Origin of the sequence: Marinobacter sp. (assembly GCF_040882185.1) — a bacterium.
Classification (GTDB): Bacteria; Pseudomonadota; Gammaproteobacteria; order Pseudomonadales; family Oleiphilaceae; genus Marinobacter.
In genome coordinates, this window is the sequence record NZ_JBBEBW010000024.1 from 1 (window position 1) to 24428 (window position 24428).

The following is a 24428-nucleotide window of genomic DNA, read 5'->3' on the forward strand; positions in this document are numbered from 1 at the left end:
GTCAGGTTGCCGGCACTGAACTCCATGAGAGTCAGGCTGTCAGGGTGGTGCTGGGTCATACGTTCTGATCCTGCAAAATCACTTTCAACTTATTTAATGCCAGGCGCACCCGGCTTTTCACGGTGCCGAGCGGAATGTTCAGCTCGTTGGCCACCATCTGGTGAGATTTGTTTTCCATGTATACCTTTGCAATCACCGTTGTCTGTTCTTCCGGAAGTTGGCTAAGTGACTCACGGATACGTCGCTCAGACATCAACCGGTGTAATGAGGTAACGGGCTCGTCTTCGTTGTCACCAGGAATCTGCCATAGGTCTTCGGTCTCGACCGGCATCTCGGCACTGGTGCGCCGCATTTTGCGTAACATATCAATGCGCTGGTTTCGGGCAATGGTGAAAATCCAGGTCGAAGCCGCCGCTTTGCGCCAGTCGTAAAGACAGGACCGGCGCCAGATTGAAACAAAAACTTCCTGCACGAGTTCTTCAGCATGGCTGGACAGGCCATTCGCCATGGCGTAGTACTTTATTTGGGGGCCGAAGTGCTGGAACAGTGCATGGTAAGCTTCCCGATCTTGACTTTTCCCCACTTTTTCCAGCATCTGGCTCCAGGGATCCTTGCGACCCTCAGCACGTGCTGGTCTGTGATCCAGTGTACTCACCGGACGCTCCTTGGTCGTGGCGTGCATTTGATTCTGTTGTCTGATCATTTTAGGCACTCGTCCCCGGTTTGTCAGTTCTCTAGTTACGCTCGGGCGGCGGGCCTGGATGAATAAACTCAGAACTTAATTGCAACACTTTGTAAAATGGGTGGCCGCTTGCCGCCTGTTCTGGCGACATGCCAGGAGAGGCGGGAAATTACTCTTCCAGGTACGTGTAGCCATTGAGGCCGCCAGTGAGCTCCGACAGTAGAGCGGTTTGCTCGCTGGCGGGTATATCGCTGGCTTCAAATTTTTCGGTGTAGGCTCGTACCAGATCTTCGGGTTCGAAATTCACGTAGCGCAGGATCTTCGCCACCGTATCGCCCTGAATTGCATCGCTGATGCGGTAGCCGCCACCGGTTTCCCTTTTCACGTCCACCGAATGGGTGTCTCCAAAGAGGTTGTGCATATCGCCAAGAATCTCCTGATAGGCACCGGTCATGAAAAAGCCCATCAACATGGGTTTGGCCGGGTCGTCCTCGGGCAGGGGCAGGGTGGTTTCGATGCCCTGGCCGTCAACATAGCGATCGATACGGCCGTCAGAGTCACAGGTAATGTCCTGAATGACCGCCCGCCGGGTTAATGGGCGGTTCAGACCTGAAATAGGTAGTACCGGGAAGATCTGATCAATCCCCCAGACGTCTGGCAATGACTGAAATAATGAGAAGTTCACGAACAGCTTTTCAGCCAGTTTTTCATTCAGTTCGTCGATCACTTCCCGGTGGGCGCGATTGGCGGTATTGAGCTGGGCCTTCAGAAGCCGGCAGCAGGCCGTATACAGGCACTCGGCATCAGCCCGGTTAGCGAGTGACAGCACGCCGTGAGCAAATTGTGCATGAACGTCGCTCATGGCGTGCAGGACATCATGATAAATCTCAATCTGTGACCGTGGGCTACCTTCATCCTTCAGGCTTTTATAATCACGCCACAGATCATGCAGCGGGCCAGGAGATGTGGCAGTTGGGGCCGAGGGGGTGCGGCTTTCCGGGGCCTCTCGGTCAATAACGTTGGTCACCAGCACCGCATGGTGGGCGGTCAGGGCCCTACCTGATTCGCTGATCAGGTCCGGGTGCGGAATACCGGCACGGTCGCATTCAATCTGCAGGGTATGGATAACGTTGTAGGCGTATTCATACACGCTGTAGTTCATCGAGCAGTTGCTGCGAGAGCGAGTACCCTCGTAATCGACACCCAGGCCCCCACCAATGTCGACCGTCGTAACGGGCGCACCCATGGCTCGCAGCTCACTGTAAAAACGGGCACATTCACGCAGACCGGTCTGTATATCCCGGATGTTGGCGATCTGTGAGCCCAGATGAAAATGCAGTAACTGCAGGCAGTCGAGAGCATCGGCATCCTGTAAGTGCTGGATGACATCCAGAATCTGGCTGGCGGACAGGCCGAACTTGGATTTTTCGCCTCCCGTATTCTGCCAGTTGCCCTTGCCGATGGTGGCCAGGCGCGCGCGAACGCCCATCAAGGGCCGAACGTTCAGGGCTTTTGCTTCCGCCAGGATCAGCGGCAGCTCCGACTTTTTCTCCACCACGATAAACACCCGGTGACCGAGCTTCTGGCCAATCAGCGCGAGTCGCACGTATTCGCGGTCTTTATAGCCATTGCAAACAATGACGGAGCCGGGCGTGCAGAGCGCAAGCACGGCCATCAACTCGGGTTTACTGCCAGCTTCAAGCCCAATCTGTTGCTGGCTCGCGGCAGGTTCGGCACGAATGAGTTCTTCCACCACCCGGCGCTGCTGGTTGACCTTGATCGGGTAAACTGCGGTGTAACCACCCCCATAACCCTGTTCAGCTGCCACTTTGTTGAACGCGCCACAGAGTTTGTTAACCCGGTCATGAAGAATGTCGGTAAAACGAACTAGCACAGGCAGTTGCAGGCCACTCTCCATCAGCTTCCGGGCCAGTTCGGGCAGGTTAATATCATCGCCGGTGCGGCCACGGTCGGGACGGATCAACACGTCACCCTGGGCGGACACATCGATGTAGCCGTCACTCCAGTGCGGGATGTTGTATACCTTCTGGGCATTCGAGCTTGGTAGCTCAATCATGGTGCAGTCCCTGTGGTGAGGCGAGCCGCTGGCAATGCCAGCATACAATCGGCCATTGTAAGAGTTCATCAGCGCGGCTAAAAGACCGCCTGGCGTAAAATTACTCTATTCGGGCGCTTTAGCTTGGGGCACCAGGCACTTACAATAGCAGTCAGACAATATCGCCCGGCCATCAGGGCAATTCACAGAGTTTGGAGACGGCATATGAGTTCATTGAATGAAGGCTGGTTTACCGAGATATTCCAGGACGAAGGCACCGCCTTTTCACTGAAAGTGAAGTCCAAGCTTCACGAAGAGCAAAGCACCTTTCAAAAGCTGGAAATCTATGAAACTGAGACGTTCGGTAACCTGATGGTTCTTGATGGTTGCGTAATGCTGACCAGTCGGGATAACTTTCTCTATCATGAAATGATGACGCATCCCGCTTTGTTTACCCATAAATCACCGAAAAAGGTTGTGATTGTGGGTGGCGGTGATTGTGGCACGCTCAAAGAGGTGCTGAAGCACCCGGGTGTGGAAGAGGCCTGGCAGGTGGAGATTGACGAACGAGTGACGCGGTTATCAGAAAAATACTTCCCAGAACTCTGTGAATCCAACGAAGACCCCAGAGCCAACTTTTTTTTTGGTGACGGTATCCAGTGGATGCGGGATGTGGAACCCAACAGCCTCGATATCATTATTGTCGACAGCACAGATCCGGTCGGCGCCGCAGAGGGCCTCTTTGCGGTAGATTTCTATAGGGATTGCATGCTTGCGTTGCGGGACGGTGGCATTGTTGTGCAACAGAGTGAGTCACCGCTGTTGCACACCGGAAGCATTATAAAGACCATTCATGGGGATATGAAAAAGGCCGGTTTTGATCATGTTCAGACCCTGCCGTTTCCCCAGCCTGTTTATCCCACCGGCTGGTGGAGTTGTACGCTGGGCGGCAAGGAAAAACCTCTGAAGTACTTCCGGGAAGAGGATGCTGGAGAACGGCCTTTCGTCACCCGTTATTACAACGATGAAGTCCACCGGGGGGCGCTGGCCATGCCGCAATTCATGCTGGATATTCTTGAAGACTGATATCCTCTGAAACGCAAAGGGCGCCCCTTGGGCGCCCTTTTAAATACCTGAGGCTCCTCAACTATCGAGCCATGCCAGTGATTACTTGCTGCTGACAAACTCAGGGTAGGCTTCCATGCCACATTCAGATAGGTCAACGCCTTCGTATTCCTCTTCTTCGGTAACCCGGATACCGACAACCGCTTTCAGGATACCCCAGACAATCAAGCTGGCGACGAATACCCAGATAAAGATGGTGAGGCCGCCGATAATCTGGCCGGAGAAGCTGGCGTTGCTGTTAGTGATCGGAACCAGTAACAGGCCGAGAATACCGCAGACACCGTGAACAGAGATCGCGCCCACGGGATCGTCAAGGCGCAGTTTGTCCAGGGTAACGATGCTGAATACCACCAGGATGCCGCCCAGTGCACCAAACAGAGTTGCTGTCAGGGCAGTTGGCGTGGACGGTTCAGCCGTAATGGTAACCAGACCAGCCAGCGCACCGTTCAGGAGCATGGTCAGGTCGGCCTTGCCGAACATCAGGCGTGCAGTGATCAGGGCAGCAATACCGCCGCCAGCTGCTGCCGCATTGGTATTCAGAAATACCATCGCAACGGAGTGAGCGCTGCTGATGTCACCCAACTTCAACACCGAGCCGCCGTTAAAGCCGAACCAGCCCATCCACAGGATGAAGGTACCAAGGGTTGCCAGCGGAAGGTTCGCGCCAGGAAAGGCACGGATTTCGCCATTAGGGCCGTATTTGCCTTTGCGGGCGCCTAGCAGGATAACGCCAGCAAGAGCTGCCGCGGCGCCAGCCATGTGTACGATACCGGAGCCGGCAAAGTCACTGAAGCCCAAATCACCAAGCGTATACATACCGAAGACAGAAGCGCCGCCCCAGGTCCAGGAACCTTCCATCGGGTAGATAAAGCCGGTCATGACTACCGCGAAACCAAGGAAAGCAAACAGTTTCATACGTTCGGCAACCGCACCGGATACGATCGACATGGCGGTTGCCACGAATACAACCTGGAAGAAGAAGTCGGAAGCGCCAGAGTAGATGGAGTCGCCTTCAAAGCCGCCCTCACGGGCTGCAAAGTCACTCAGCACCGCTGCTGAGTCCACCTCGCCCATGCCCGACAGGAAGATGTTGCCGCCGTACATGATGGCATAGCCGCAGATCAGGTACATGGTGCAGGACACCGCATACAGGGCCACGTTTTTGGTGAGAATTTCCGTGGTGTTCTTGGCGCGCACCAGTCCGGATTCGAGCATGGCGAAACCAGCCGCCATCCACATGACTAATGCACCGCAAACGAGGAAATAAAACGTATCTATCGCATACTGCAAATGAAAGATATTGCTTTCCATGGGAAGCCCTCCGCACGAGGCCTATCAGGTTTAAAAGTTTTTTGCGCTGGCTGTTTTATTGGGTCAGATGGTCAGATCAGACCGCTTCTTCGCCGGTTTCTCCGGTTCTGATCCGGATAGCCTGCTCGAGCTCTGTCACAAAGATTTTGCCGTCGCCGATTTTGCCGGTATTTGCCGCTTTGGTGATGGATTCGATTACCTGGTCCAGAAGATTGTCGCCAATGGCGACTTCAACTTTGACCTTTGGCAGAAAATCCACCACATACTCAGCACCACGGTATAGCTCGGTGTGCCCTTTTTGCCGTCCGAAGCCTTTCACCTCAGTCACGGTAACGCCTTGAACGCCAATCTCGGATAGAGCCTCACGGACATCATCCAGCTTGAAAGGCTTGATGATCGCAGTCACAAGTTTCATTGGTTTCTCCTTGGTATAGCCGCCTCAATACTTCTGATCCTGGGATGCCGGTATTGAGTTCGGGATGCTTGCCACCTCGCACACCAATTGTGCGGATTGCGTACGAGGTACTTAGCATCGTATGTGCCAACGCAAAAAAACATTTTTAAAACAGTACTTTGATTAACTTTAGCTCTAAAATAGGAAGCGTGTTCGCCTCATTATAGAGCATTCGCTTACTGCTTGAGCCATTATGGTGCAGGGTGATGCCAGACAATGTCTCAGGGCTCCGAGTTGCCTCGCTGAGTCCTCACCTATAATGCTGGACAACCCCATCAGTATGGCAGGAGCGCGGGTGTGTTACACTTCAGATCTACCTGAAGATACCCATACCCGTACCAAGCGTCGAGAGGTGTTTTTGTGAAAGGACCGCAGGATTTCTTTTCCCAACTGCAAGGCCAGTTCGGGCAGTTCGTGCCGGACATGGCCAGAGCGGCGAAAGGCGATTTTGAAAATCAGGCCAAGGCCACCGTGTTGGCCGTGCTATCCCGGCTGGACCTGATCACCCGTGACGAGTTTGATGCCCAGCAGGCGGTTTTACTGCGCACCCGAGAGAAAGTCGAAGCGCTGGAAAAGAAAGTAGCGGAACTTGAGAAACGCATCGGCTGACTATCACGAATTAGGGAGCCCGGACCGGCTCTTCTCCGACCAAGGAAGGTTGTTATGCTTGCCACAATCCATACCCGCGCTCGTCTGGGCGTATCGGCACCCCCGGTGACGGTTGAGATCCACCTCTCCAATGGTCTGCCAGCATTATCCATCGTAGGCCTGCCTGAAACGGCTGTAAAGGAAAGCAAGGACCGCGTTCGCAGTGCACTGCTGAATGCGGGGTTTGAGTTTCCTGCAAAGCGCATCACCATCAATCTTGCGCCTGCAGACCTGCCCAAGGAAGGGGGCCGGTTTGATTTGCCGATTGCTTTGGGCATCCTGGTGGCTTCAGGACAGATTCCGGCGGAACGCTTGCATCAGCTTGAGTGCATGGGCGAGTTATCGCTGGATGGCGCTTTACGCCCGGTCCGTGGTGTATTGCCTGCCGTTATCGCTGCAAGGGCTGCTGGCCGCCAGCTTCTGATTCCCTCCGAAAACAAGGACGAAGCATCGCTCGCCGCTGCCGATGATGTGTTCGCCGCCGGACATTTGCTTGAGGTCTGTGAACACCTTACTGACACCCTGCGGCTGCAACCGCTGCCGCCCATGACAGATTCGGTGGCCGAGTTCGATACTGCGGACCTTGCTGATGTCAGGGGCCAGCATGTTCCAAAGCGGGCCCTTGAGATTGCCGCCGCCGGTGGCCATAACCTTTTGTTGTTCGGCCCGCCGGGTACGGGTAAAAGCATGCTGGCCAGTCGCTTGCCGAGCATTCTGCCCCCTTTGACGAGTCAGGCGGCCCTGGAAGTCGCCAGTGTGCATTCGGTTGCAGGATTGCCAGTACGCCACGGACGCTGGCGCCAGCCCCCGTATCGCTCGCCTCACCACACTGCGTCAGCCGTGGCCATGGTGGGAGGCGGGAGCAGCCCGCGGCCGGGTGAAATATCACTGGCCCATCAAGGCGTGCTGTTTCTGGATGAGTTGCCGGAGTTTGATCGCAAGGTGCTTGAAGTATTGCGAGAACCTATGGAGTCCGGGGAAATTGTGATCTCCCGCGCCGCCCGCCAGGTTACCTATCCGGCCCGGTTTCAGGTCATCGCTGCCATGAACCCTTGTCCCTGTGGCTATCGCGGTCATCCAGGCATTGACTGTCAGTGTACGCCGCAGCAGGTGTTGCGTTATCAGTCAAAACTGTCCGGCCCCTTGCTGGACCGTTTTGATTTGCATGTAGAGGTGCCTGTTCAGAGCGGCGACATATTGTTGAAGCGTCACTCGGCGGCTGAATCCAGTGCGACAGTGCGTGCACGGGTAAAGCACGCTCGAGCTATACAATTGGCGCGCGGTGCCGCCAATGCACAACTTTCGGGCGACGCCATGCACCGTTTCTGTGAGCCCTGCAAGGAGGGGGAGGTGTTGCTGTCCCGGGCAATGGAAAAGCTCGGTCTCTCCGCGCGGGCACTGCACCGTATCCTCCGGGTGGCGAGAACGCTGGCGGATCTTGCGGGACAGAATTCCATTGCGCCTGGTCATCTTGTGGAAGCACTTGGCTATCGTAAACTCGATCGGCAACAGAACAGAAACTGAGATCCGACGCTTTGACGGCTCCGAACTCGCGTTGGTGTTTGCTAGACTGTCGACTGCATTCGAGTTTGATGAGTCTCTACCAGAGGCTATTTGAATCCTTAATTGCTGGCGTTTCAGCCAGCCTGTGGCGAGGTAATGTAATGACAGACCCACAAAATCAGTCTGATGCACCTGAGGCGACAAACCGGCGGGGCATACGCAGCTTTGTCCTGCGACAGGGACGGATGACGGCTGGCCAGAAAAGTGCCTACGAGCGCTGCTGGCCAAAGTTTGGTCTCACCCGCGAGCATGGCATGATTGATCCGCGACAAGTGTTTGGTCGGGAGGCTCTGCTCACTTTGGAAATTGGCTTTGGCATGGGGCAGTCGCTGGCCGACATGGCAGAGGCGGCACCGGAGCAGGATTTTATTGGCGTCGAAGTACACCTCGCCGGTGTTGGTGCTTTGCTGAAGGAAGTTGAAGACCGAGGCCTGCAAAATGTGCGGGTTTATGCCATTGATGCTAACGAAGTGATTGATTTCTGCCTGCCCGATGCCAGTCTGGATCAAGTCATGCTGTTCTTCCCTGATCCGTGGCATAAAAAACGTCACCATAAACGCCGTCTGGTGCAGCATGATTTTGTTCAGCGTATTCGACATAAATTACGGGTGGGAGGGGTATTCCACCTGGCGACAGACTGGGAAAACTACGCCGAGCATATGATGGAGGTACTAAGCGCGTCGGAGGGTTTTGCCAACGCTGAAACCGACGGTGAGTTCTCGCCGAAGCCAGATTACCGGCCTGTGACCAAGTTTGAGAAGCGTGGAGAGCGCCTGGGCCATGGTGTGTGGGATTTGATGTTCCGTCGCACTAATTAGCCAGACGGGGCAACAGAAACGTCTGGCAGGGGTGGGCTGCACATCAGGAAGGGTGGTCGATAGACTTCATCAGAGAAATCGCTCCAGCAAACTATTGAGGTAGCGCTGGCCCAGTTCGGTCGTTTGCAAACGGCCGGGCTGAAGCAGCTGATCTTTCCGTAGACCCTCCAATATTGCAGCAACCTGTCCGATGGGTAAACCAGTACGTTCTGTGAACAGTTGCTCGTCGACGCCTTCGTTGAGGCGTAAAGCGTTCATCATGAATTCGAGTGCCATTTCTTCCGGTTCGATGACCTCGCTGCCGGAAGTGCGGCTACCGATGCGACGGAGATAGGCAGCCGGCTGTCGGGTTTTCCAGTATCGGATGACCTCGCCCGAGGGGCGGGTGATTTTGCCGTGGCCACCGGCGCCGATCGCAAGGTAATCTCCGAAAGACCAGTAATTAAGATTGTGACGGGAGGCTTTGCCAGGTTTGCTCCAGGCCGACACTTCGTAGGCCGTCATGCCAGCATTGCGGAGTGTTTGAGCACCGGCTTCGAAGATTGCCCAAAGCCGCTCGTCGTCAGGTAACACCGGAGGCCGGCTATAAAACTCGGTGTTGGGTTCGAGGGTGAGCTGGTACCAGGATAAATGCGGGGGCTGCCACGCTATCGCGGCTTCCAGATCTGCTACGGCTGACTCCGGTGTCTGGCCGGGCAGGCCATGCATGAGATCCAGATTGAAATTGTCAAAGCCGGCTCTCAGTGCCGCCTCAATAGCCCGGTGCGCGGCCTGGTCATCGTGAATGCGACCGAGGGCTTTCAGGTTCTCGGGGTCAAAACTCTGAATGCCGATAGACAGTCGATTAATGCCCGCCGCCCGAAACCCATCAAAACGTTGCTGTTCCACGGTACCGGGGTTGGCCTCAAGGGTGATCTCGGCATCTGGTGCAAAGCTGACATGTTCCGCCAGTTTGGCAAACAGGCTGTGGTAAAACTCCGGCGACATCAGGGAAGGTGTGCCGCCGCCTATAAACACTGTCTGGATGGCCCGGCCGCCGATCAGGTCCAGATCATGGCGAAGGTCCTCCATGAGGGCATCCAAATAACCCGACTCCGGTATATCCCCCTTGAACGCGTGGGAGTTGAAATCGCAGTAAGGGCATTTGCGCACGCACCAGGGTACGTGGATATAGAGGCTCAGCGGCGGCAGTGTGGTTACCCCGCCTCTACTTTCATGGCTCACGGTTGGGACGTCAGCTCTTTCAGCTGTTTGATCAACGCCTGCAGGGCTCTTCCGCGATGGCTCAGACGGCCTTTCTCCGCTTTCGACAATTCCGCCGCTGTGCAGTTTTGTTCCGGAATCCAGAAAATTGGGTCATAACCAAAGCCACCCTCTCCTCTGGGCGAAGTGAGGATACTGCCACGCCACTGGCCATGGCAAATGATCGGTGTAGGATCATCCGCATGGCGCAAATAGACCAGGACGCAATGATACTGCCCATGGCGTTGCTCCGGCGGCACATCTTTCAGGGCGTCGAGTAGTGCTGTCAGGTTGTCGAGGTCCGATGCCTGGGGGCCAGCATAACGAGCGGATCTCACGCCAGGTAGACCGCCGAGAGCATCCACTGCCAAACCCGAATCATCGGCCAAAGCAGGTAACCCGGTCACTTCTGCCGCGTGTCGGGCTTTTAACAGGGCATTTTCGACAAAGGTCACTGCGGGCTCTTCGGCCTCGCTGACGCCGAGTTCCTTCTGGGCGACCGGGTGAATGCCCAGCGGTATCAGCAGGTCCTGGAATTCAGCGAGTTTCCCCGGATTATTGCTGGCAATGACCAGCTTCTGGTGAGTCGTCATAATCAGTCGTTATAAAGTGTATGGGCAACACGAATGGGAAGATCAGAGCCTCCCCCCTGGGGGCGCGCAGTCACATGAAACGTTAACAGCTCAGCATTGCGGTACTGGAACTCTGCGATGTAGTAAACGGCGTCGCCCTCTGAAATGCGACGAAAAGCCAGGAAGCGTTGTTGCTGAATATCATTGAGTACTTTGCCCTCAACCTGTCCACCCACAGTTCTCAAGCCGCCGTCTTCGGTTTCTTCCATAATACTGATGTTAATAATGCCGATCGACTTGCTGCGATTCAGTCCGTTTTCGGCTGCAATCTCCGGCTGTAAAAAGCTGCTGGCAAAAATACTGTAGTGCACCTCATAGTCACCGAAATCAACGGATTCTGCGGCGGCTGATGGCGTCAGTAAGACTGCGAACAGGGCGCTGACCACGCTCAAAGCTGTGAAGCATGTTCTGAACATTGGACTTACTCCCGAGTTATCCGATAGATGGCGGTTTGGCCCAGCATATTCGGCCACAGGCCGCTGAACCAGCGGTCCTGATGCTCACCATCTACTACCGTTCGATTTTTGATGCGGAATTTTTTCCGATAACACAGCGCCTCAAAATCCTTGAATGTGCACAGGTGGATGTTGGGCGTGTTATACCACTTATACGGCAGCGTTTCGGATTCGGGCATGCGACCACGCCACATCAGATACCAGCGAAGACGCCAGTATGCAAAGTTGGGGAAGGTCACTATACCTTCGCGCCCAAGGCGCAACATTTCATCCAGCACCAAGTCGGGCCGCCGGACGGCTTGCAGAGCCTGAGTCATCAGTACTACGTCAAAGGTCTGGTCTTCGAAGTTCTTCAGCCCCTGAGTATCCAGGTTCTGTTCGATCACCGACACTCCCCGGCTCATACAGCTTGTAATATGTTCCGGGTTGATCTCCAGACCAAAACCGGTGGCCTGCTTCTCCCGCTGTAGATAGTCCAGCAGGGTGCCGTCACCGCAGCCCAGGTCAAGCACGTGGCTGCCGGGTTTGATCCACTGTTCGATAATTTCCAGGTCTGCTCTCATGCGCCGACCTCTCGTGCTACGCGGTCCAGATAGGCGGTGAAGATGTCGGTGTACCGTGGTGTTGGTATCAGGAATGCGTCGTGGCCCCAAGGGGCATCAATTTCCGCATAACTCACCTTGCGGCGGGCGGCAATCATGGCATTGACCAGTTCTTCTGAGCGTGCCGGGGTGAAGCGCCAGTCCGTGCTGAATGACAACACCAGAAATTCGCAGCTGGAGCGTTTCAGTGCCGTAGCCAAATTGTTGTCAAACTCGTAGGCGGGGTCGAAATAATCGAGTGCCTTGGTCATCAGCAGATAGGTGTTGGCATCGAAAGTTTCGGAAAACCGTTCACCCTGATAGCGCAGATAACTCTCGACCTGGAATTCGGCGTCATAACCAAACTGGAATGCCTGGTCCCTGAGTTCACGCCCAAACTTTTCCCCCATGGATGCGTCGGACAGATAGGTGATGTGGCCAACCATTCGGGCGAGCATCAGGCCCTGCCGGGGGATGGTATTGAAATCATAGAAACGTCCGCCGTGAAAATCCGGATCGGATGTGATGGCCTTCCGGGCGACTTCATTGAAAGCGATATTCTGGGCGCTGAGTCTGGGTGTCGAAGCGATGACGACCGCATGCCGGATACGGTCCGGATAAGACAGACTCCATTGCAGCGCCTGCATACCGCCGAGTGAGCCTCCGACGACCGCGGCCCAGCACCGAATGCCGAGCCGGTCGGCCAGCAGTGCCTGACTATGAACCCAGTCTTTTACGGTGATCACCGGGAATGAGGGGCCATAGGCCTGACCAGTCTCCGGGTTAATGCTGCAGGGGCCGGTACTGCCGTTGCAGCCGCCAAGATTATTGAGGCTGACGACGAAAAAGCGTGAGGTATCGATGGGCTTGCCGGGGCCGATACAACTGTCCCACCAACCCGGTTTGCGATCATCTTCACTGTGATAACCCGCCGCGTGATGGTGACCGCTCAGCGCATGGCAGATCAGGATGGCGTTACTGGCATCGGCATTGAGTTCGCCGTAGGTTTCCACCACCAGATCATAGACTGGCAGCGTTTTGCCGCAGGCGAGTGTAATGGGCTCGCCAAAATGCAGCGTCTGCGGTGTAACAACTCCAACAGAGTCCGGCGAATGGAAATCGGGCATTGACGCGACAGTATCCTGAGTAAGATCGACAGTGGGCCGGAGGCAAAACGGCTTTGATGTTTTCTGGAGCACGATAATGAACCGAAAGCCGCTAACGTGCCAGCCCTGCAGTTTAATGGCGAGACGGCAGGGCTGCAACCGGTGGGGAACCGGTAGGTGTCTCAGGCAATACCAGAAATATTGACGACTTTTTGCTGAATGAGAGTCGGAGCTGGTTTGCGGATTTGGCGGTGCATGTTGTCTGCCAGTTCCAGTTGCCGACGCAGGTCAGAGATGCTCTCCTGCAGCCGCTGGCGCTCTTCTTTTGAGCCCCTGTCATTGCGGACCATGTCGCGAATACGTCGAACCTGATGCTCCAGTAGCCGTTTTTGCTCCATGGAGTACTGCATGATAGGCAGCAGGGCTTCCTCCGGCCAACGTTCAACGTCTTTGCGCACCCGTTGATGCAGTGTGCGGGCTTCACCCACCATGACATTGAAGAAACGTCTGATGAGCAGAGTCTGTTCGGTCAACATATTCTTGGGGTTGCGACGAAACCGGTTGGCTTTCTTGCGCAGCTCACGGATCGCAATCACATGGCGCCCGGCACGCAGCGGAATCGCCTCCAGATGACGGGCGCGGGTGTCTTCGTTGTAGCGGCGATAAATGGCGCCGACCATTTTTTCCGCCAGACGGCCTTCGGACATGAGGTTGCTGAGGTCGTCTTCAATTAGTTCAAAAAAATGGTTCATGGCGCGGCTCATGCCAGCCGTAGACCAACTCTTGGTCAATAACCCGCGAACCTTCTCAGCATGGCTTTCAAAGCGCTCTTCACTGACCATTTCCAGTAACATATCGCCCTGGGATTGCATCAGGCGACGGCTGGAGCGCAGGGTGATAAGTTTCTTATAATAGAATTCATAGTCTCTCTGGGCGCGGTCCGCCAGCCTTCCAAGGGCGTCGCGGTCCATATTGGTCTCTGTGCAGGAGTCGAGCTCTTCCTGTAATCCGTCCAGCCGTGACTGCATCGCCGCGTGACTGTTTTGCAGCATGCCTATCAGGTCATTGATCAGGCTCTGGGTGATCAGTTGTTCCTTGTGCATCAGGATGCGATCAATGATCAACCGTTCCAGTTCGTTCAGGTGGCTACGCTCAAACAATTCATCGTCGTTGCGGATGCGAGCCAGCAAACCCTGTTTCGCCGAGACAGGGATGACATCAGTGGCGCGGATGTCCAGACGGTCAGCGGTGTAATGCTGAATTCGCCCTATAGACTCGTTCAAATGGGCCTCGCCCTGAAGATCATCCCAGAGCACGTCGATCTTGTTCAGTACTGCAAAGCGGCCAGCGCGATGGTCAGCGTTGTCAGTGGCAATGTAGTCTTTCCATATCGTCATATCGCTGGCAGTAACGCCGGTGTCTGCACTTAACAGAAAGATAATGGCATGAGCGGCGGGCAGCAGGCTGATAGTAAGTTCCGGCTCAGACCCCAGAGAATTCAAGCCCGGGGTGTCAAGGATACGTAACCCTCGCTCGAATAATGGGTGACGGATGCTGATCTGGGCGTTACGCCAGGCCGGAATCAACACATGACCGGGGCTTTCGCGGTCATGCTCAAGCATGTCTTCATGAAAGCCCAGTTCCCTGGCTTCAGTGGGCCGGACGCTTTTGACCTTTGCCACTTCCGCCAACACCTCCCGCATGATATCGGGGTCGTCATCATTCAGTTCATGGCGCGTCCAGCGAGCCGGGTCCTTACGGAGCTGATGCAGAGAGCGGTCTTCACACCGGGTTTCAATGGGCAGTAAAAGCAGGTAGTTCCGATTTTCTACGCGGTCAAAAAACAGTTCCGTGGGGCACATGGTAGTACGCCCGGCCTCGGATGGCAGCATACGCTGGCCATAATCGGCAAAAAACAGAGCGTTGATCAGTTCGGTCTTGCCGCGTGAATATTCGCCGACAAAAGCAATGGTCAACTCGTCTTCGACAAGCAGCTCAAGGCCGCGCCGAATACGGCTGCTGATATCTTCGGAAAAAAGATCGTTATCCTGCAACCAGAGACGGTACCGGCTGATTTGGCGGATCAGTTCCTTTTTCCATGAATGGTATGCCTCGACCTGGTGAGACAAACTTCCTGAAGCATTCATTGCGCCGGCCTTTTATTCCGCTGAGTACAAGTCTGGACATTCACGAGGGTAGGTCTGCCCTGCCGTTCGGTTTGCGAACCGGTTTACAGTCAGGACATATCTATATAGCAGGGAGGGCAATGAATGGTCAAAAGTCTTTCGTAATCAATTGATTGCAGTTTTGGAGGTTGGTGTGTCATTGCGTTATTGAATTGTAACCGGCCCGAAGGCCGGCGCGTAGTTCAAAGAGCTACGCCAATGCTGCCAAGGCCCGCTGCAGCGGCCATGTGGTTAATCACCACAGACATAATATTAAGGATCAGGAAAACTACAATGGGAGACAGGTCGAGCCCGCCCATAGACGGCATAACGTTGCGGACCGGACGCATCAGCGGTTCGGTTATCTGGGCTACCAACTGGATGGCCGGATGGTTGCTGCCAGGGGCGATCCAGCTCACCACGACCACCGCGATCACTGACCAGAAATAGATCTTCACGATCAGTCCAAGCACGGTGATCACCGACCAGGCCAACAAGGTAATGGGGTTGATGGCGGGTACCCCACTGTTGAGGGTCATCAGGATCAGCACGAAAGCCAGCATCTGTACCAGGATGGCCAGTACGAGGGCAGCGCCGTCCACCGGGCCCAGACCCGGAATGATTTTGCGCAGAGGTTTCAGGGGTGGATTGGTGGCTTTCACCACAAATTGGGAGATCGGGTTGTAAAAATCCGCCTTTGCCAGTTGCAGCAGAAAGCGCAGCAATACAATAGTCAGGTAGAACGTCGAGACAATTTGCAGCGTAGTTATGAGAATCTGCGACAGCATAAAGCGGTTACTCCGTGGTGAGCCATAGTGTAGTTAGGGAGCCTCTGGTTAACTCCTGAATCGTCTCTGCGTGCTCTGAAGGCTGTAGGTGCCAGGCGCGGCTCGCCGCCAATGGCCGTAGCCCTTGGCAAGAGTCGCAACGCCGCAGATGCAGCCTTCAGAGCACGCCCTTCGGGGCTTTCAGAGCGATTCACACTCTGCGTTGCGACTTCTTGCAAGGTCCAGACATTCCTGCGAAGTCGCGCCTTAATTGTAAATCGCTCTGAAAACCAGAGATGATCCAGGAGTTAATCAGAGGCTCCTTAGTAGGGGTGATGAGAACGGTTTTCCACCCCGCATCAGCAACAAATCAGTGACCGTCGTCGGGGGAGGCTAACTCCCGGGCCATCTCTTCGGAGCGTTTGAATGCTGCCCCGTAGGCGCCCTTGACAAGGTCACGTAGCCCACCTTTTTCAAAGCTGTTGATCGCTTGTTCTGTGGTTCCACCGGGAGACATGACATTTCGTTTGAGCTGAGCTGGATCGAACTCGCTCCGGGCAGCCATTTCCGCCGCGCCGGCCATCGTTTGAATCGCCAGCTTTCGTGCGGTGGTGCTCTCAATGCCTGCGTTAGTGGCTGCTTCTTCCAGCGCTTCGAGCATCAGGAAGAAGTAAGCGGGTCCGCTGCCGGAAAGCGCGGTAACGGCATGGAGCAGGTTTTCCTCTTCCACCCACAGTGCGGAGCCGATGCTACTGAACACGGATTCGACGCTCGCTTTCTGAGCCGCTGTCACTGCCTCATTGGCGTATAGCCCGGCGGCGCCTTTCCCGACCAGCGAGGGCGTGTTGGGCATAACGCGAACCAGTGGCAGTCCACCAGCCAACCAGCCATCCAGGGTCGCCGTTTCAAGCCCGGCAGCGATGGATACCACCAAGGGGCGGGTGTTTTGAACCACCGGCGCAATGCTGTCACAGACGTCCCGCATGACCTGGGGTTTAACCGCCAGCACAACTATATCTCCCTGCTGCGCGCAGTGGCGGTTGTCCGTCGTAACGCTGACGCCGAATCGCTGCCGGATGGTTTGTAAATGACTGTCGTCCGGTGCACTTACCCATATGCTGGAAGCCGTAAAACCGTTTGCCAGCATGCCCCCGATGATGGCGGTGGCCATATTGCCTGCGCCAATAAATGAAATGGTTGCTGATGAGCTCACAATAGACTCCGATAAAACGAATGGACGTAATTGACCCGATGATAACAGGATAAAACCGATTCAGCTCTTGGCTGGCCGTTCTCCGAACAGGGCAGTGCCAACGCGAACCCAGGTCGCGCCTTCGGCAATCGCCAGTTCCAGATCTCCAGACATGCCCATAGAGAGCGTGTCCAGCGCGTCGGCATCGGGAAGGTTTTTCCGCATCGCCGCAAGTGCTCCAGCGAGGGTCTGGAAACTGCGCTGTAGTCGCGTATTGGACTGGCTTGGATCGGGAATGGCCATCAGGCCCCGCAAACAGAGCCTGGGCAGTTCCGATATCTGCTGGGCGAGTTCCGGCAGCTCGTTCACCGTGCAGCCTGCTTTGCTGTTTTCACCGTCAACATTAACCTGAATGCAGATGTTGAGTGGGGGCAGGGCATCCGGTCTCTGGTCATTCAGGCGCTCGGCAATTTTGAGGCGATCCACACTGTGTACCCAAGCAAAATGCTCGGCGATCGCCCGGGTCTTGTTGGACTGGATGGGGCCGATGAAATGCCACTCCAATTCCGATAGATCCTGAAGCTCTGCCATTTTATCCAGAGCTTCCTGAAGGTAGTTCTCGCCAAACGCACACAGGCCTTCAGACACCGCTGCACGTATATCCCCGGACGAGCGAGTTTTACTGACCGCGAGCAGCCGGGCCGCACCGATGTCGCGGCCTGCCGCCATTGTTGCTTTTTGTATGCGTCGGGTTACGCTCCCGATGTTGTCTGCTATGCTGTTTGTCATGTTAATCCGGCGCTCAATGCGTCTGTATGCTGGCTGACACGTTACCCGCAGGCCACTGAAATGCCAATAGGTTTTAGGTCTGAATAAGAAAAGCCCTCCGAGGAATTTTATGGATATTACTGAACTGCTGGCCTTCTCGGCGAAACAGGGTGCGTCTGACTTGCACCTGTCAGCTGGCCTCCCTCCCATGATTCGTGTCGATGGCGACGTGCGTCGCATCAATCTGCCCCCGATGGAACATAAAGAAGTTCACGGGCTGATTTACGACATCATGAATGATAAGCAGCGTAAGGATTACGAAGAATTTCTCGAAACCGATTTTTCTTTTGAAGTACCCGGTGTCGCACGTTTCCGGGTTAACGCGTTTAACCAGAACCGCGGGTCCGGCGCGGTCTTCCGGACTATCCCTTCGAAGGTTCTGACCATGGAAGATCTCGGCATGGGCCAGGTCTTCAAGGACGTGTCTTCCGTGCCCCGTGGCTTGGTTTTGGTCACCGGGCCTACCGGTTCCGGTAAATCCACGACATTGGCCGCGATGCTCGACTACATAAATGACACGCGATACGAGCACGTTTTGACGATAGAAGACCCCATCGAGTTTGTGCACGAGTCCAAAAAGTGCCTGGTTAACCAGCGTGAGGTGCACCGCGATACTCTTGGGTTCAACGAAGCTTTGCGTTCAGCCCTACGTGAAGACCCCGACATTATTCTGGTCGGCGAGCTGCGAGATCTTGAAACCATCCGTCTGGCACTCACTGCCGCAGAAACTGGGCACTTGGTGTTTGGTACTCTGCACACCACCTCCGCTGCCAAAACGATTGACCGGATCGTTGACGTATTTCCGGCGGAAGAAAAATCCATGGTGCGCTCGATGTTGTCTGAGTCGCTGCAGGCCGTTGTTTCCCAGACGTTGATGAAAAAAATGGGCGGTGGTCGGATCGCAGCTCATGAAATCATGATTGGCACGGCAGCAATTCGTAACCTGATTCGAGAGGACAAGGTCGCCCAGATGTACTCTGCGATTCAGACCGGCGGTCAGTTGGGTATGACAACTCTGGATCAGACGCTGCAGAAGCTGCTGCAGAAGGGCCTGATTTCACGGGAGTCGGCACGGATGAAAGCCAAAATGCCGGATAATTTCTAGCCAAGATCTGCTTGGCCTCTATTTATGTGTAACGCCCAGGAACAGGTGCTCTAATGGACTTCGAAAAGCTTCTTCGTCTGATGGTTGAAAAAGGCGGGTCTGACCTCTTCATTACCGCCGGCGTTCCGCCCAGCATGAAGGTGAATGGCAAGGTGTTGCCAGTAACGAAGAGCGCTCTGACGCCAGAGCAGACACGTGAGTTTGTTTATGGTGCCATGAACGATAAACAGCGAGCGGAGTTTGACGAGACTCATGAGTGTAATTTCGCCATCAGCGCCCGGGGTATAGGGCGTTTTCGAGCCAGCGCGTTTTTCCAACGCAACATCTGCGGCATGGTATTGAGACGGATCGAAGTGAAGATTCCGCAGCTGGATGAGCTTGAACTGCCAGAGGTTATCAAGGATCTGGCGATGACAAAGCGAGGTCTGATCCTGTTTGTGGGTGCAACCGGTACCGGTAAATCGACCTCCCTGGCTGCGATGATTGGTCATCGTAACCGCAATAGCCGGGGTCATATTATTTCCATTGAAGACCCCATCGAATTCGTTCACCAGCATCAGGGTTGCATTGTTACCCAGCGAGAAGTGGGTATTGATACCGCAAGCTTTGACGTTGCATTGAAAAATACACTGCGGCAGGCGCCGGACGTCATATTGATTGGTGAGGTGCGCACCAAGCAGACGATGGAGTACTCGGTGCAGTTTGCGGAAACCGGTCATCTGTGTCTCGCTACGCTCCACGCCAACAACGCCAACCAAGCGCTTGATCGGATTATCCAGTTTTTTAATCCGGATCAACATAATCAGATATGGATGGATCTGTCCCTTAACCTGAAAGCCATTGTCGCCCAGCAGTTGATACCGACCCCGGATGGCAAAGGCCGAAGGGCTGTTATCGAGGTTCTGATCAACACGCCGCTGGTGGCGGATATGATCCGTAAAGGTGAGGTTCATAAGCTCAAGGAACTGATGTCCAGATCAGGCGAATCGGGTATGCAGACCTTCGATCAGGCCTTGTATAAACTGTATGCTGAGGGTTCGATTACCTATGAAGATGCACTGGCGCACGCGGATTCAGCTAATGACCTGCGACTGATGATCAAGCTGGGTGCCGATGCCCACGGTTCGGACAAACTGTCTTCCAGTGTTGATAAACTGTCCATCCAGAACGACTGAAGGGGATGCGGCGCTAGTGCGCCTGATCCCAGTTGTCCCCGGTGCCGGCTTCGACCAGCAGCGGTACGTCCAGTTTTGCAGCAGCTGACATCCGTTTGATCAGCCCTTCTCGAATCTTATCGACCATGGCTTCGCGAACTTCCAGAATCAGTTCATCGTGCACTTGCATGACCATCCGCGCGTCGTCACCGTGCTCGCGTAGTAACCAGTCTTCAACGGTCAACATGGCGCGTTTGATGATGTCCGCAGCCGTGCCCTGCATGGGCGCGTTGATGGCCGTCCGCTCGGCGGCCTGCTGCATTTGTTTGTTTTTGGCATTGATCTCCGGCAGGTATAATCGCCGGCCAAAGTGGGTTTCCACAAAACCGTCGTCGTGGGCCTGTTTCCGGATAGCGTCCATATACCTTAAAACGCCAGGGTATCGGTCAAAGTAACGGTCAATGTACTGCTGGGCCTCGCCTCGAGGAACTCCTAGCTGGCGCGCCAGGCCAAAGGCTGACATACCGTAGATCAGGCCGAAATTGATCGCCTTTGCGCTGCGCCTTTGATCAGCCGTTACGGAATCAACATCGCTGCCAAAGACTTCCGCCGCCGTGGCGCGATGAATGTCTTCACCTTTTCCAAAAGCCGTCAGCAGGCCCTTATCGCCGGAGAGGTGGGCCATGATGCGCAACTCAATCTGGGAATAGTCTGCGGCCATCAGTTTGAATCCGTCGGGCGCCACAAAGGCTTGTCGGATCCGGCGTCCCTGTTCGCTTCGAATGGGAATGTTCTGCAGGTTAGGCTCGGAGGAGGACAGGCGTCCTGTGGCAGTAACTGCCTGATGGTAAGAGGTATGAACCCGACCAGTGCGATGATTGATCATCTCTGGCAAGCGATCAGTATAGGTCGACTTGAGCTTGCTCAGGCTGCGGTGCTCGAGAATGACCCGGGGCAGGGGGTAGTCATGGGCAAGTTCCTGCAACACGGGTTCTGCCGTTGAGGGTTGGCCTTTGGGTGTTTTTTTGATCACTGGCAAACCAAGCTTGTCGTAGAAAATCGCCTGAAGCTGCTTGGGGGAACCCAGATTGAAAGTCTCGCCAGCTTGTTCATGGGCTTCTTTCTCGAGCTCTGCCATGCGTTCAGCCAATTCCTGGCTATGCAGCCTCAGCGTACTGGCATTAATCAGCGCCCCGCGCTGCTCCATACGCGACAGCACAGGCACTAGCGGCAGATCAATCTCTTCGTAGACCGACTCGAGTCTGCCTGTTTCAGCCAGTTTTGGTCGGAGCACCTGATGGAGCCGTAAGGTAATGTCGGCATCTTCAGCCGCGTAAGGGCCCGCCTGCGCCAGGTCGATCTGATTGAACGTCAGCTGTTTGGCGCCTTTCCCGGCGATGGATTCGAAGGTGATGGTTTGCTCCCCCAGGTGTTGCAGGGCCAGGCTGTCCATATCGTGTCGGGAACTCACGGAATTCAACACGTAGGATTCGAGCATGGTGTCTTCGGCAATGCCTTCAAGAGATATGTCGTGATTGGCCAACACGTTTTTATCGTATTTGAGATTCTGGCCGAGCTTTGGTCGATCCGGGTTTTCAAGCAGGGGCTTGAGTTGCTTTAGCACCGCGTCGCGATCGAGCTGCTCAGGCGCGCCCATGTAGTCATGGCCCAAGGGCACATAGGCAGCTTCGCCTGGCTCAATAGCAAATGAGACACCAACGATCTCCGCTTTCATGTAGCTCAGGCTGGTGGTCTCGGTGTCAAATGCAAACAATGGCGCTTTTTCGAGTCTCTTCACCCACTGGTCCAGCTCAGCCTGATCGGTAACAACAGAATAACGCCGCTCGGTACGGGCGAGTTTCGATGTGACTTCAGCGGGTATTGTTTGATTGTCGGCCTCAGCCGAGGATGGCGCTTGACTGAGTTCCGCGATCCAGCTTTTAAACTCGTACTCTGTGAACAGCTCCAGCAACTTCCCGTCGTGTTGAGGGGCCAGCTCGAGTTCCTGAATGCCGAAGTCCATCTCTACATCGGTTTTGATGGTTGCCAGTTGGCGGCTCAACGGCAGCTTGTCCAATGCTTCTCGAAGATAGTCGCCAATCTTGCCTTTGACTTGGTCGGCATTGGCCATCACGTTATCAAGATTGTCGAATTGCTGAAGCCACTTAACCGCGGTTTTCGGCCCACATTTGTTAACGCCGGGAATGTTATCGACGGGATCGCCCACCAGGGCGAGGTAATCCACAATCTGCTCCGGGCTAATGCCGAATTTACTGATCACGCCTTCCCGGTCCATCCGGGTTTCAGTCATGGTGTTAATCAGCGTGACATGGTCGCTGACCAGCTGTGCCATGTCCTTATCACCGGTTGAAATAACCACTTCAACACCTTTGTCGGTGGCCTCGTTGGCAAGGGTGCCTATGACGTCATCAGCTTCAACTTCGGGCACGACCAGTAATGGCAGACCCATAGCTTTGATAATGTCGTGAATCGGCGCGATCTGGCAGCCCAGGTCTTCGGGCATCGGGGGCCGATTAGCCTTGTACTCAGGATAAAGGTCATTACGGAAGGTTTTGCCTTTGGCATCGAACACCACCACGATTTTAGACGCTGGAAAGTCCTGCTCTAGCCGCCGGATCATGCTGATCACACCTTTAATAGCACCGGTGGGATGATTTTTACTGGTGGTCAGAGGTGGCAACGCGTGGAACGCACGGAACAGATAGGATGAACCATCCACGAGAATAATCGGAGGGGTTTGCTGCTGACTCATATCAAATCGGGCCCGGGTTCAGATTGAAGTGTTAATTATCTTGTGTAATCTTTGGTATATAGCTGGGCCTAAAGGTTACCACGAAAATGAAAAACACCGCCGGATTGCTCGTCCTCATCTGCCTGACGGCTTCCTGGGTTTCAGCAGACGAAGTCGAGTTACCAAAAGAGCCTGTGGTGGTTTCGGATTACCAGCCGGACCCTCTCGAGCCCCAGATTATTATCCGGTCAGGGGAAAATGCCACCTTCTATGAGTATCGGGTAAACGGAGAACTGGTGGAGATCAAGGTGGTGCCTTCGGTGGGACTTGAATATTACCTGGTGCCTGCGCAGGGAGGCGGTTGGATTCGGGAGGATGAGACTCGCATACTTGTGCCCAGTTGGGTCATCTTCCGGTGGTAGCAGGCGATTTTCCTTCTTTGATATTTTTTTACGCTCTAGTATGAACACTCTAATTTTTCACCGTAGGCTTACTCCTGAATTAAAGGTTCGACGGATATCTGTCGACACATTCGCTTCGTGAATCGTTTTTCAATCGAAGCGATCACTGGCAATCAGGAGAATCAAAATGGGTAAACTCAAGACATATCAGGAACAGATCCAAGAAATCGTTGAGAAAGGTATTAATGCCGCAGAAGAGCAACAGAAGAAACTGTCGGCCAAGCCTTTCCAATACGCTGAGAAGCTCGAATCCGAAGCTCGTGAATACAGTGTCAAGGCTCTGCGTGAGCGTTACTATGGTTACAGCGAAACGCTGTTCGAGCAGCTTCGCAGTTTGAACCTTCGCCTGAATGGCTATGCGGCCGACGTTGTATCAAAGCTGGAGAAAGAAGCAGCTGACGGTACTGATGCGGTATCTGATACCGTATCTGACGCCGCTGACGACGTAACCAGTGTCGCTCAGTCAACCAAGCACAAGGTTAATACCAAAAAGCCGACTGCACGCAAGAGCCCGGCCAAGAAGACTACGACGACTGAATCTGCCTGAAAGCAGGGTCGATAAAAGGAAGGTCGCCTGAGGGCGGCCTTTTTTGTATCCACGAATTATTATCGGGCGTGTCCAAAGCCCAGTGTTCTGGGGGCGCCAGGAGATATCAGCTTTTTGATTCGCTGCCCGGCTTAGTCGGCTCTGTGGAAAGTGTGCGCTCTTCGCCGGTGATTTCTTCAAGCCGGCGGATGTCACGCATAAACTGTTTGCGCATCGTTTCCACCTCAAAGTTCTGGATAGTAATCTCACGCTCGATATCACGTACCTGGCTCTGAAGCCGATCAATCTTTTCCAGCGCTGCTTCCGGAATCTCGCGACCGGAGCGTTCCATATTCGCTGCTCGGGATTGTTCGTCGTCCAGTTGGTTCACGATCACAGATATGTTGCCTTCCTTGAGTTGGCTCAGGCTTTGCATTTCATTCAGTTTACGATGCATTGCGCGCACCGCATCGTCCGGGTGGCTATAGCGGCGTAGCAGTTTGGTGTCGTTCAGGTGTTGTTGTTGAGCTCTTTGCTCCCGTGCCTTCGCGGCCGCGCGTTCAGCGAGCTCTGCTTCGGTTGGAGCGGGGGCAACGGTTTCGACGACTCTGCCCTGGGCATTGAGAATATCGTAGCCTCGGGTTGAGGCCTCCTGAGGCACCGTGTTGCTAATGACCATCTGGCCACTTTTATCGACATAGCGATACATGCGAGCCTGGAGTGAAGTGCTGGTGATTATTAAGGAAATGAAGAACAGGCAGGCGCTGATTTGAATTGGACGATTCATAATAATGACAGAGAAGCT

At 54.7% G+C, this 24428-nt stretch carries 23 protein-coding genes; 8 read left to right on the forward strand and 15 right to left on the reverse strand.

The features are described from left to right. Positions 1–55 precede the first annotated feature (55 nt). On the reverse strand, positions 56–655 hold the full coding sequence (locus tag WEB64_RS13345; RefSeq protein ID WP_368061004.1) for a sigma-70 family RNA polymerase sigma factor: 600 nt from the start codon (positions 653–655) through the stop codon (positions 56–58). Positions 656–851: 196 nt separating this feature from the next. Next, complete coding sequence (speA, locus tag WEB64_RS13350) at positions 852–2759, reverse strand: biosynthetic arginine decarboxylase (RefSeq protein WP_368061005.1); 1908 nt, start codon at positions 2757–2759, stop codon at positions 852–854. Between the two features lie 204 nt (positions 2760–2963). Between speA and speE the strand changes: the two genes are divergently transcribed. Continuing rightward, entirely contained in the window at positions 2964–3824 is an 861-nt protein-coding gene (gene speE, locus WEB64_RS13355; RefSeq protein ID WP_368061006.1) for a polyamine aminopropyltransferase, read from the forward strand. A gap of 81 nt (positions 3825–3905) precedes the next feature. Here speE and WEB64_RS13360 read toward each other — a convergent pair whose 3' ends face one another. Further along, a complete protein-coding gene (locus WEB64_RS13360; RefSeq protein WP_368061007.1) occupies positions 3906–5174 on the reverse strand; it encodes an ammonium transporter in 1269 nt (422 codons plus the stop codon). A gap of 76 nt (positions 5175–5250) precedes the next feature. Next, positions 5251–5589, reverse strand: a complete 339-nt coding sequence (gene glnK / locus WEB64_RS13365; RefSeq protein WP_004578958.1) for a P-II family nitrogen regulator — start codon at positions 5587–5589, stop codon at positions 5251–5253. A 399-nt stretch (positions 5590–5988) separates the two neighbouring features. Between glnK and WEB64_RS13370 the strand changes: the two genes are divergently transcribed. From WEB64_RS13370 to trmB, 3 genes are all read left to right on the forward strand, one after another. Continuing rightward, positions 5989–6237, forward strand: a complete 249-nt coding sequence (locus WEB64_RS13370; protein ID WP_368061008.1) for an accessory factor UbiK family protein — start codon at positions 5989–5991, stop codon at positions 6235–6237. 54 nt (positions 6238–6291) lie between these two features. Continuing rightward, the gene (locus tag WEB64_RS13375) at positions 6292–7800 is read left to right on the forward strand and encodes a YifB family Mg chelatase-like AAA ATPase (RefSeq protein ID WP_368061009.1); all 1509 of its coding nucleotides are present in this window, start codon (positions 6292–6294) and stop codon (positions 7798–7800) included. A 140-nt stretch (positions 7801–7940) separates the two neighbouring features. Beyond that, positions 7941–8657 (forward strand): tRNA (guanosine(46)-N7)-methyltransferase TrmB, encoded by a 717-nt coding sequence (gene trmB, locus WEB64_RS13380; RefSeq protein ID WP_368061010.1) that lies wholly within the window; start codon positions 7941–7943, stop codon positions 8655–8657. 69 nt (positions 8658–8726) lie between these two features. Here trmB and hemW read toward each other — a convergent pair whose 3' ends face one another. From hemW to WEB64_RS13425, 9 genes are all read right to left on the reverse strand, one after another. Beyond that, positions 8727–9881, reverse strand: coding sequence for a radical SAM family heme chaperone HemW (gene hemW, locus WEB64_RS13385; RefSeq protein WP_368061011.1), 1155 nt, complete (start codon positions 9879–9881; stop codon positions 8727–8729). Then, a complete protein-coding gene (gene rdgB, locus WEB64_RS13390) occupies positions 9878–10492 on the reverse strand; it encodes an RdgB/HAM1 family non-canonical purine NTP pyrophosphatase (protein ID WP_368061012.1) in 615 nt (204 codons plus the stop codon). The genes hemW and rdgB overlap by 4 nt, the downstream gene beginning before the upstream one ends. A gap of 2 nt (positions 10493–10494) precedes the next feature. Next, entirely contained in the window at positions 10495–10947 is a 453-nt protein-coding gene (locus WEB64_RS13395; protein ID WP_368061013.1) for a DUF4426 domain-containing protein, read from the reverse strand. Between the two features lie 5 nt (positions 10948–10952). Then, positions 10953–11549 (reverse strand): methionine biosynthesis protein MetW, encoded by a 597-nt coding sequence (metW, locus tag WEB64_RS13400; RefSeq protein ID WP_368061014.1) that lies wholly within the window; start codon positions 11547–11549, stop codon positions 10953–10955. Next, on the reverse strand, positions 11546–12694 hold the full coding sequence (locus WEB64_RS13405; RefSeq protein ID WP_368061015.1) for a homoserine O-acetyltransferase: 1149 nt from the start codon (positions 12692–12694) through the stop codon (positions 11546–11548). Before WEB64_RS13405 ends, metW begins: the two co-directional genes overlap by 4 nt. Before the next feature lie 161 nt (positions 12695–12855). Further along, positions 12856–14820, reverse strand: coding sequence for a dynamin family protein (locus WEB64_RS13410; RefSeq protein ID WP_368061016.1), 1965 nt, complete (start codon positions 14818–14820; stop codon positions 12856–12858). A gap of 221 nt (positions 14821–15041) precedes the next feature. Next, on the reverse strand, positions 15042–15626 hold the full coding sequence (locus tag WEB64_RS13415; protein WP_368061017.1) for a YggT family protein: 585 nt from the start codon (positions 15624–15626) through the stop codon (positions 15042–15044). A 349-nt stretch (positions 15627–15975) separates the two neighbouring features. Next, positions 15976–16818, reverse strand: a complete 843-nt coding sequence (gene proC, locus WEB64_RS13420) for a pyrroline-5-carboxylate reductase (protein WP_368060833.1) — start codon at positions 16816–16818, stop codon at positions 15976–15978. 60 nt (positions 16819–16878) lie between these two features. Next, positions 16879–17586, reverse strand: a complete 708-nt coding sequence (locus WEB64_RS13425) for a YggS family pyridoxal phosphate-dependent enzyme (RefSeq protein ID WP_368060834.1) — start codon at positions 17584–17586, stop codon at positions 16879–16881. A gap of 109 nt (positions 17587–17695) precedes the next feature. Between WEB64_RS13425 and WEB64_RS13430 the strand changes: the two genes are divergently transcribed. Together WEB64_RS13430 and WEB64_RS13435 are read left to right on the forward strand one after the other, a co-directional pair. Next, positions 17696–18730, forward strand: a complete 1035-nt coding sequence (locus WEB64_RS13430) for a type IV pilus twitching motility protein PilT (RefSeq protein WP_368060835.1) — start codon at positions 17696–17698, stop codon at positions 18728–18730. A 53-nt stretch (positions 18731–18783) separates the two neighbouring features. Then, the gene (locus WEB64_RS13435) at positions 18784–19905 is read left to right on the forward strand and encodes a PilT/PilU family type 4a pilus ATPase (RefSeq protein WP_368060836.1); all 1122 of its coding nucleotides are present in this window, start codon (positions 18784–18786) and stop codon (positions 19903–19905) included. A 13-nt stretch (positions 19906–19918) separates the two neighbouring features. Here the strand turns inward: WEB64_RS13435 and polA are convergent, their stop codons facing one another. Next, the gene (gene polA, locus WEB64_RS13440; protein WP_368060837.1) at positions 19919–22657 is read right to left on the reverse strand and encodes a DNA polymerase I; all 2739 of its coding nucleotides are present in this window, start codon (positions 22655–22657) and stop codon (positions 19919–19921) included. Between the two features lie 86 nt (positions 22658–22743). Here polA and WEB64_RS13445 point away from each other — a divergent pair, with 86 nt between their 5' ends. Both WEB64_RS13445 and WEB64_RS13450 read left to right on the forward strand, forming a co-directional pair. Then, positions 22744–23058, forward strand: a complete 315-nt coding sequence (locus WEB64_RS13445) for a DUF2782 domain-containing protein (RefSeq protein WP_368060838.1) — start codon at positions 22744–22746, stop codon at positions 23056–23058. Positions 23059–23224: 166 nt separating this feature from the next. Then, a complete protein-coding gene (locus tag WEB64_RS13450) occupies positions 23225–23644 on the forward strand; it encodes a hypothetical protein (RefSeq protein WP_368060839.1) in 420 nt (139 codons plus the stop codon). Between the two features lie 106 nt (positions 23645–23750). On the opposite strand, the gene WEB64_RS13455 is transcribed toward WEB64_RS13450, so the two are convergent. Further along, positions 23751–24410: a DUF4124 domain-containing protein gene (locus WEB64_RS13455; RefSeq protein ID WP_368060840.1), complete on the reverse strand. Its 660-nt coding sequence runs from the start codon at positions 24408–24410 to the stop codon at positions 23751–23753. Positions 24411–24428 lie beyond the last annotated feature (18 nt).